Source organism: Paenibacillus mellifer (assembly GCF_023195895.1).
Lineage (GTDB): Bacteria > Bacillota > Bacilli > Paenibacillales > Paenibacillaceae > Fontibacillus > Fontibacillus mellifer.
In genome coordinates this window covers 56,263-65,284 of sequence record NZ_JALPRK010000028.1, presented here as the reverse complement: position 1 = coordinate 65,284, position 9,022 = coordinate 56,263, and the positions used below count along the sequence as shown (strand labels likewise).

The 9,022-nt window shown below is 52.0% G+C and carries 8 protein-coding genes; 7 read left to right on the top strand and 1 reads right to left on the bottom strand.

Features of this window, described 5'->3' with window-relative positions:
- Positions 1 to 437: 437 nt before the first annotated feature.
- The 7 genes from M0651_RS21525 (at position 438) to pssA (ending at position 8,520) form a co-directional block, all read left to right on the top strand.
- Positions 438 to 896, top strand: coding sequence for a CtsR family transcriptional regulator (locus M0651_RS21525; protein WP_248553740.1), 459 nt, complete (start codon positions 438 to 440; stop codon positions 894 to 896).
- A gap of 71 nt (positions 897 to 967) precedes the next feature.
- Positions 968 to 1,492: a protein-arginine kinase activator protein McsA gene (gene mcsA / locus M0651_RS21520; RefSeq protein ID WP_248553739.1), complete on the top strand. Its 525-nt coding sequence runs from the start codon at positions 968 to 970 to the stop codon at positions 1,490 to 1,492.
- Positions 1,493 to 1,504: 12 nt separating this feature from the next.
- Positions 1,505 to 2,563: a protein-arginine kinase McsB gene (mcsB, locus tag M0651_RS21515; protein WP_248553738.1), complete on the top strand. Its 1,059-nt coding sequence runs from the start codon at positions 1,505 to 1,507 to the stop codon at positions 2,561 to 2,563.
- A gap of 31 nt (positions 2,564 to 2,594) precedes the next feature.
- A complete protein-coding gene (clpC, locus tag M0651_RS21510) occupies positions 2,595 to 5,039 on the top strand; it encodes an ATP-dependent Clp protease ATP-binding subunit (RefSeq protein WP_248553737.1) in 2,445 nt (814 codons plus the stop codon).
- A 238-nt stretch (positions 5,040 to 5,277) separates the two neighbouring features.
- Positions 5,278 to 6,645 (top strand): DNA repair protein RadA, encoded by a 1,368-nt coding sequence (radA, locus tag M0651_RS21505; RefSeq protein ID WP_248553736.1) that lies wholly within the window; start codon positions 5,278 to 5,280, stop codon positions 6,643 to 6,645.
- 13 nt (positions 6,646 to 6,658) lie between these two features.
- Positions 6,659 to 7,735, top strand: a complete 1,077-nt coding sequence (disA, locus tag M0651_RS21500) for a DNA integrity scanning diadenylate cyclase DisA (RefSeq protein ID WP_248553743.1) — start codon at positions 6,659 to 6,661, stop codon at positions 7,733 to 7,735.
- 50 nt (positions 7,736 to 7,785) lie between these two features.
- Positions 7,786 to 8,520 (top strand): CDP-diacylglycerol--serine O-phosphatidyltransferase, encoded by a 735-nt coding sequence (gene pssA, locus M0651_RS21495; RefSeq protein ID WP_248553735.1) that lies wholly within the window; start codon positions 7,786 to 7,788, stop codon positions 8,518 to 8,520.
- Positions 8,521 to 8,611: 91 nt separating this feature from the next.
- Here the strand turns inward: pssA and M0651_RS21490 are convergent, their stop codons facing one another.
- On the bottom strand, positions 8,612 to 9,007 hold the full coding sequence (locus M0651_RS21490) for a nucleoside triphosphate pyrophosphohydrolase family protein (RefSeq protein WP_068783712.1): 396 nt from the start codon (positions 9,005 to 9,007) through the stop codon (positions 8,612 to 8,614).
- Positions 9,008 to 9,022: the final 15 nt, after the last annotated feature.

Sequence of the window (9,022 nt, the reverse complement as noted above, 5' to 3'; positions counted from 1 at the left end):
GAAGAGAAAGAGCACTACCGATCATTCGGTAGTGCTCTTTCTGTACTTCTGAGTGAAACCTGCAAAAGTGTAGGTATTTTGATAAATCAGCAGTCAGGCTCTCGAAAAACTGTATTTTTGTAGGAATTAGCGATGAGGTAACTTCCCCGTATGTATCCTACAACCCACTTCAAACGCTAGACCGTCCGGAACCAACCGAACGGTTTTCTCATACGCTTAACCACGAATATTTTCCACCCCACACGCCCACACTGAAAGGGAAAACGCATCCCCCTTGGCAAATCATCAAATTATGGTATAATGTTGATAAAGTCAAAGAAAGTCAAAGTCAACTAACAAGTGAACTTCACTTATTAAGACGGGATTTGACGAGCTAGAATGAATGACAACGTAAGTCGCAACAAGAGATTCACGTGTGGAATAATGGAGGATGAGTGATGCGTAATATCTCCGATATCATTGAAAAATATCTCAAGAGTATTTTGCATGAAAGTCCGGAGGGGATTATAGAAATTCAGCGTAACGAACTTGCCGACCAATTTTCCTGCGTGCCGTCGCAAATCAATTATGTCATCGGCACCCGTTTTACTCTGGAGAAAGGGTACCTGGTCGAAAGCAAACGCGGCGGCGGTGGTTACGTTCGGATTCGGCGGATTCAACTGCCGGGAGCAACGTCGCTGCATACGCATTTGCATGAAACGATCGGTGATGAGATCGGGCAATCCGCGGCGGAAGGATTAATTTATCGTCTGGAGGAGGCCCGCTTTTTGACCTCTCGAGAAGCTGCGTTGATGCGTTCGGCGGTATCCCGCGATGTGCTGGCGATTAAGCTGCCTTATCGCGACCAGATCCGGGCCAGGATGATGAAAGCGATGTTAATCTCATTGTTGAGCTAGTGACATCAATATCAAGCAATACAGGTACAAGGATCTGTTGAGTTAGTCTAACCCGTAAGGAGGGACGTGCGATGCAATGTCAAGAATGCGGCAAACGCCCGGCAACCTTGCATTTTACGAAGATCGTCAATGGCGAGAAGACGGAGTTTCATTTCTGTGAAACCTGCGCCAGGGAAAAAGGGGAGCTGATTCCCGGCACTTCGGGCGGCTTTTCGATTCATAACCTGCTGTCGGGCTTCCTTGATTTGAGTCCGTCGAACAAAGGTCAAGTTTCCGGGCACAGTACCCCAGAACCTCTGCGCTGCGAAGAATGCGGAATGACGTATTCTCAGTTCAGCAAAATCGGACGTTTTGGTTGCAGCTCGTGCTACAAATATTTTAATGATCGCCTGGATCCCTTGTTTAAGAAAGTGCATGGGAATACCGTTCACGTCGGGAAAGTCCCGAAACGGACCGGCGGTCACATTCAAGTGAAACGTAAGCTCGATGATCTCCGCCGTGAGTTGCAGTACCGGATCGTGCAGGAAGAGTTCGAGGAGGCTGCGGCGCTACGGGACCAAATTCGCGAGCTTGAGAAGAACATATCCGCAGAGTAGGAGGGATGCAGGGTGACCAATCTCCGTTTTACTGAACAGCCGCTAAGCGAATGGATGAGCCGAGAAGGCAAGGAGTCCGATATCGTGATGAGCAGCCGGGTACGGATCGCCCGCAACGTGCTTCACCAGCCCTTCCCGATGTTGGCCACCAACACGCAATCGGAGGAAGTGCTGAAGCTGCTGCAACAGGTTCTTGGCGACGAACAGCTTCAGGCGCAATGCCAACTGTACCCGATCCTTCTGGCGGACTTGGATGAACTGGATAAGCGGGTGCTGGTCGAGAAGCACTTGATCAGTCCAAACCTGGCGAATGATTCCCGAAACGGGGCGGTTTTCATCAGTGAAGACGAAAGCCTCAGCATCATGGTCAATGAAGAGGATCATTTGCGCATCCAGTGTTTGTATCCGGGTCTGCAAGTCCAGGAGGCTTGGGAAAAAGCGACGGCGATCGACGACATTTTCGAATCGCATGTGGATTATGCCTTTGACGACCGTCGGGGGTATCTGACCAGTTGTCCGACGAATGTGGGGACGGGGCTTCGCGCTTCGGTCATGATGCATTTGCCGGCCTTGGTGCTGACGCAGCAGATCGGCCGCATTTTATCCGCGGTATCGCAGGTCGGTTTAACCGTTCGCGGGATCTACGGCGAAGGCAGCGAAGCGATGGGCAACTTGTTTCAAATCTCAAATCAGATTACACTAGGACAAAGTGAAGCTGAGATCATCGAAAATTTATACGGCGTGGTCCTGCAGATCATTCAGCATGAGAAGACGGCGAGAGAGAAGCTGATCGGCGAATCACGGCTGCGGATGATGGACCGGGTCATGCGTTCCTACGGAATATTGTCACAGGCGTACATTATTGACTCGAAGGAAGCCGCTCAGCGGTTATCCGATGTCCGGCTTGGCGTAGACTTGGGGATTATCGAAGGCGTTTCGGCACAGGCACTGAATGAACTGAATGTGCTGACGCAGCCTGGTTTTTTGCAGAAGAAATTCAGTGGCAGTATGTCCCCAGGGGAAAGGGATATGTACCGCGCCAAACTCATTCGTGAGCGCATGGGGAAATAACGAGAGGACTACTATGGAGGTGTAGGAGAAGATGATGTTTGGAAGATTTACGGAACGTGCCCAAAAGGTACTGGCGTTGGCTCAGGAAGAAGCCGTAAGGCTGGGACATAACAATATCGGAACGGAACATGTGCTGCTCGGATTGATCCGTGAAGGCGAAGGCATTGCCGCCAAGGCGCTGATCGGATTAGGTCTGGGACTCGAGAAAATTCAAGACGAAGTAGAAACGCTGATCGGTCGCGGACAGGAACAACCGACCAATATCGCTTATACGCCGCGCGCCAAGAAAGTTATCGAGTTGTCCATGGATGAAGCGCGTAAGCTCGGCCATACTTATGTCGGCACAGAGCATATTCTGCTCGGTCTGATTCGTGAAGGGGAGGGCGTAGCCGCCCGTGTACTGAATAACCTCGGCATCAGCCTGAACAAGGCTCGCCAGCAAGTGCTGCAACTGCTGGGCAGCAGTGAGGCGGTGTCCAGTCATCATGGCACTCCGACCAATGTGAATACGCCAACGCTGGACAGCTTGGCTCGCGACTTGACGGCTTCGGCCAAAGAGGGCAACTTGGATCCGGTTATCGGCCGCAGTAAAGAGATTGAACGGGTGATCCAGGTGCTGAGCCGCCGGACGAAAAATAATCCGGTGCTGATTGGGGAGCCAGGCGTCGGGAAAACGGCGATCGCCGAAGGTCTCGCACAGAAGATCATCAATAACGAAATTCCGGAGACACTGCGTGATAAACGCGTGATGACGTTGGATATGGGTTCCGTCGTTGCCGGTACGAAGTACCGCGGCGAATTTGAGGACCGCTTGAAAAAAATCATGGACGAAATTCGTCAGGCCGGCAATATCATCCTCTTTATCGATGAGTTGCACACCTTGATCGGGGCTGGTGGCGCGGAAGGCGCGATCGACGCCTCGAACATTTTGAAGCCCGCACTGGCCCGCGGCGAGCTGCAATGCATTGGCGCTACCACGCTCGACGAATATCGGAAATATATTGAAAAAGACGCGGCGTTGGAACGTCGGTTCCAACCGATCACGGTGGATCAGCCATCGGTGGATGAAGCGATTCTCATCCTACACGGACTCCGCGACCGTTACGAAGCGCATCATCGGGTGAAAATTACCGACGAAGCGATCGAGCAGGCGGTTAAGCTGTCCGATCGTTATATTCAAGACCGGTTCTTGCCGGATAAAGCGATCGACCTGATTGACGAGGCGGGCTCGAAAGTAAGGCTGAACTCGTATACGGTACCGCCGAACCTGAAACAACTGGAAAGCCGCCTGGATGATATTCGTAAGGAGAAGGACGCTGCGGTACAAAGCCAGGAATTCGAGAAAGCGGCCGCGCTGCGCGATACGGAACAGAAGATCCGCGAAGAGCTGGATATCACGAAGAACCAATGGAAAGAAAAACAAGGACGCACTGATTCCGAAGTGACGCCTGAGGACATCGCTCAAGTGGTTGCCAGCTGGACGGGAATCCCAGTCAATAAGCTGAAAGAAGAAGAAACCGAACGCCTGCTCAATATGGAGAGTATTTTGCATGAGCGTGTAATCGGTCAAGAAGAAGCGGTCAAAGCCGTCAGCCGGGCGATCCGCCGGGCGCGCGCGGGCCTCAAGGATCCGAAACGTCCGATGGGCTCCTTCATCTTCTTAGGTCCAACGGGGGTTGGTAAAACGGAACTAGCCCGCGCATTGGCGGAAGCGATGTTCGGCGACGAGAACGCGGTAATCCGGATTGACATGTCCGAGTATATGGAGAAGCACTCCACAGCACGGCTCGTTGGCGCGCCTCCAGGATATGTCGGTTACGAAGAAGGCGGTCAGCTGACCGAGAAGGTACGCCGCAAACCGTATTCTGTTGTCCTGTTAGACGAAATCGAGAAGGCGCATCCGGAAGTGTTTAACATCTTGCTGCAGGTATTGGAAGATGGCCGGTTGACCGACTCCAAAGGCCGCGTGGTCGATTTCCGCAATACGCTGATCATCTTGACCTCGAACGTCGGCGCCGAAGCCATCAAACGCAATACGCGACTTGGCTTCACGGCCGTGCAGGATTCCGGTGCGGATTACGACAATATGAAAGGCAAAGTGATGGAAGAGCTGAAGAAGAGCTTCCGTCCCGAATTCCTCAACCGGATCGACGAAATTATCGTCTTCCATTCGCTCGAGGAAGCGCATATCGGTCAAATCGTTACACTCATGGCCGAAGAATTGCGTAAACGCCTGCGCGAATACGACGTCGACTTTACCTTGACGGATAAAGCGAAAGAGTTCCTGGCCAAAGAGGGCTACGATCCCGCCTATGGTGCACGTCCATTGCGCCGGGCGATACAGAAGCATATCGAAGACCGCTTGTCTGAGGAACTGCTGACCGGAAACGTGAAGAAAGGCGACTCACTGACGATTGACGAAGAGAACGGCGCCTTGAAGGTGGAACGTACTGGAGATTACGTGAAAAATGCGTAACTCGGATAAAAAAATGTTGGTAAATCCTACAAATCTGTAACGATTCAGCCGATGAAATAGGGTAAAGGCAGCTTCCAAAGCGATGCTTTGGGGCTGTCTTTTTTTATCCCGCCACTGCTGGCGGCAGCGCTCGGATCACTTTCGATAAACCCGAAAGGATGGTAAAATTTTAGGTACCATGACGAATACGGTGTCGGCTAGGTCTGTCAAATATTGCAGTGGCGAGAAGGTGAGATAAATGGTTAAAGTAAAACATAAGTTTTTCTGCTCCGAATGCGGTTATGAATCGCCTAAATGGTACGGAAAATGCCCGGGTTGCGGCGCATGGAACTCCATGGTGGAAGAAGTGGAGAAAACCGTTAAAACGCAGGGCATGAATTCCGGGATATTTCATGCGAAAGAAAAGCCGCAATCGATCATAAATATAGAAAGCGGCAAAGAACCGCGGATCCAAACGGGGATCGGGGAACTGAATCGAGTGCTTGGCGGCGGCGTCGTGCCGGGCTCGCTGGTGCTGGTCGGAGGAGACCCCGGGATCGGAAAATCGACGTTGCTGCTGCAAACCTCGCATGAAATGGCCCGTTCGGGTCTGAGGGTCTTGTATATCTCAGGAGAGGAATCCGTCCGTCAAACGAAACTGCGGGCGGAGCGTCTGGGGACACTGTCCCCGGAGCTATTCGTTTTATGTGAGAGCAGCATGGACGGGATTGAAGAAGCGATCGACGAAGTGAAACCGGATTTTGTGGTGATCGACTCGATCCAAACGGTTTATTTACCCGAAGTGACCAGCGCTCCTGGCAGTGTTTCGCAGGTACGTGAATGCACGGCGCGGTTTATGCGGATCGCCAAAGGGCAGGGGATCGCTACGGTCTTGGTCGGTCACGTGACCAAGGAAGGGGCTATTGCCGGACCACGTATGCTGGAGCATATGGTCGACTGCGTGTTGTATTTCGAAGGCGAACGGCATCACTCTTATCGGTTGCTGCGGGCGGTGAAGAACCGCTTTGGTTCAACCAACGAAATTGGGATTTTTGAAATGAACGAATCCGGCCTGGCGGAGGTGGCAAATCCGTCGGAGCTGTTTCTATCCGAACGCCCGCTCGGCGTGGCGGGTTCGACTGTCGTTGCCAGTATGGAGGGGACGCGCCCGATGCTGGTCGAACTGCAAGCCTTGATCGCGGCCACCCATTTCCCTTCACCAAGACGAATGGCAACCGGCGTGGACTATCAGCGGATGAACCTGATCCTTGCGGTGCTGGAGAAGCGGATGGGCCTCTTCCTGCAAAATCAGGACGCTTACGTCAATCTGGCTGGCGGAGTGAAGCTGGACGAACCGGCGGTCGATTTAGCGATTGCGGTTAGCGTCGCATCCAGCTTCCGCGATCTGCCGACGAAGCCGTACGACGTGTTCTTCGGAGAAGTTGGCTTGACCGGTGAAGTTCGGGCGGTCTCCAGGGCGGAGCAGCGCGTAAAGGAAGCGGCCAAGCTTGGCTTTAAACGGGTGATTTTGCCGGAGAAAAGCATGAAAGGGTGGAAGGGACCGCAAGAAATTCAATTGATAGGCGTAAATACCGTTGCAGATGCGCTAGCTGTTGCGTTAGATTAGGGGGCATTGAATGATGAAGGAAACTACCCAAGCAGAGAAAATGAACGATTTGCTGAGACTTGTTGCACCAGGGACGGCTTTTCGCGACGGCCTCGAAAACGTGCTGCGGGCTAAGACCGGGGGCCTAATTGTCGTCGGTTACAGCCCGGAGGTGATGGAGGTCGTCGAGGGGGGCTTCTCCATCAACTGTGATTTCTCCCCTAACTATCTCTATGAGCTGGCGAAAATGGACGGGGCGATTATCCTTAGCGAGGATTTGAAACGGATATTGTACGCGAATACCCAGCTTATCCCTGACTCCTCGATCGCTTCGTCAGAGACGGGTATCCGGCACCGTACCGCAGAGCGGGTGGCCAAACAGACGGGTAAGCTGGTCGTCTCCATCTCCCAGCGCCGTAACATCATTACTCTATACCAAGGTGGATTAAGGTACGCTCTGAAGGAAATTGGCGTTATCTTGACCAAGGCCAACCAGGCGATTCAGACGCTGGAGAAATACCGGTCTGTCCTGAATCAAGCTTTAACGAACCTCACGGCTTCGGAATTCGAGGAGCTAGTCTCTTTGCCCGAAGTAATCAACGTCATCCAACGGGTAGAAATGGTGATTCGGATTAAGATGGAGATCAAGCGGTTCATCAATGAGTTGGGCACGGAGGGGCGGCTGATCAGCATGCAGATGGAGGAACTGGTCAGCAACATGGAAGAAGAGGCTTGGCTCTTGTACAAAGATTATGCCAAAGAGGCTCAGGATGAAGCCATCCGAGAAATTATCTTGGGGCTCAAACGTTCTACCGACGATGAACTGTTGGATGACAATCACATTACGAAGCTCTTAGGATATCCTTCCTCTGCCGCTACTTCGGAAGAACTGATATCCCCGCGCGGATACCGGGTGTTGAACAAAATTCCCCGCTTGCCGAATGTCATTATCCACAATTTGGTCGAACGATTCGACTGTTTGCCAAACGTGATGATGGCCAGCATCGAGGAATTGGATGAGGTTGACGGCATTGGCGAGGTGCGCGCCCGCTCCATCAAAGAAGGGCTAAAACGTTTACAGGAACAGGTATTCATTGACAGACAAATTTAAATCACCTATCATCAATGAATGGTTCAGGACTATCTACTCGAGGTGAAGAGATGATTACGAAATCGATTCCGAATCTGTTTACGTTAGGTAACATGGTTCTCGGAATGCTGGCCATCCTGCTGGCATTGGAAGGTCGCTTCAGCCTGGCTGCCATCATGGTAATTGTCGCTATGCTGCTCGATGGTTTGGACGGACGGGTCGCCCGTGCGCTGAACGCTCAAAGCGAGTTCGGGAAAGAGCTCGATTCTTTATCGGATCTGATTTCGTTTGGGATTGCTCCGGCACTCATTATGTACATGATTTCATTTCACAGCATTCCTTCCGGCGTTGCTTGGGCCGTCACGATCATTTTTCCGATGTGCGGAGCGCTGCGACTCGCCCGGTTTAATGTACAGAAGGGGGCTCCAGGTTACTTCATCGGATTGCCGATTCCGGCCGCAGGCGGGGTGCTGGCGACGCTCTCCTTGTTCTACAGGGAAATCTCGGCGCCTTATTTCGTCGTATCCATGATGCTGTTATCGTATCTGATGATCAGTACGGTCCGATACCCGAATTTCAAGAAAATCGGCTTGCCGAAGAAAGCGATCGCTTATGCGCCGCTTGTCGTAATCATTGCGGTGGTGATCGCCGTCGTGTTTCCGGACCAGATGGCGAAGCTTATTTTTATCCCCTTGGTCATTTACGCAGCCTACGGGTTAAGGCAGAATATCAACCGTTTGCTTCGCCGCAAACACCGGGACGAAGAGGATGCTGATGCCCAGGAAATGTTTCGTCCTAAGCGTTAGGAACACAGATAACTTTTTTATAACTATACGAAAAAGGCATGGATCTCCCGCGGGCGGAATGGATCGATGCCTTTTTGATATACACTTACACTTACGATAAGTTGAATAACCCCAGCGTAGCGCATTTCTGCGACTCGCGTTCCACGATCTCCTCCATATTGATCCCTAGCAAATTGCATAGGGCGGACATGTAGAAAAGGTTACGTCCAAGCTCATTCGTAATCGCATCCCGGCAATTTTCGCATAACTCGCCATGTACATGCTTGGCGATCGTTTCTTTGGCTTGTTGCAAATCCATGCCCGGCTCGAAATCTTGTTTGGTGGCGTGCAGCTCAATGCAACCGCATTCGGTTACCGATTTGGTCACAGAACGGACGGCAGCAGCGTTGGTTTGTCCCATCTTCGACATGACGTCCAACAGACTGCGGTGACGGAGCAACAATTCAGAAACTTGTTCTTGAAAAGACTGAAGGCTTGGTGCGCTCATTTTCCATCCACCTCA

Coding starts and splice junctions, on each gene's coding strand:
- M0651_RS21525 (WP_248553740.1), top strand. CDS start 438: ATGCGTAATATCTCCGATATCATTGAAAAATATCTCAAGAGTATTTTG.
- mcsA (WP_248553739.1), top strand. CDS start 968: ATGCAATGTCAAGAATGCGGCAAACGCCCGGCAACCTTGCATTTTACG.
- clpC (WP_248553737.1), top strand. CDS start 2,595: ATGATGTTTGGAAGATTTACGGAACGTGCCCAAAAGGTACTGGCGTTG.
- radA (WP_248553736.1), top strand. CDS start 5,278: ATGGTTAAAGTAAAACATAAGTTTTTCTGCTCCGAATGCGGTTATGAA.
- disA (WP_248553743.1), top strand. CDS start 6,659: ATGAAGGAAACTACCCAAGCAGAGAAAATGAACGATTTGCTGAGACTT.
- pssA (WP_248553735.1), top strand. CDS start 7,786: ATGATTACGAAATCGATTCCGAATCTGTTTACGTTAGGTAACATGGTT.
- M0651_RS21490 (WP_068783712.1), bottom strand. CDS start 9,007: ATGAGCGCACCAAGCCTTCAGTCTTTTCAAGAACAAGTTTCTGAATTG.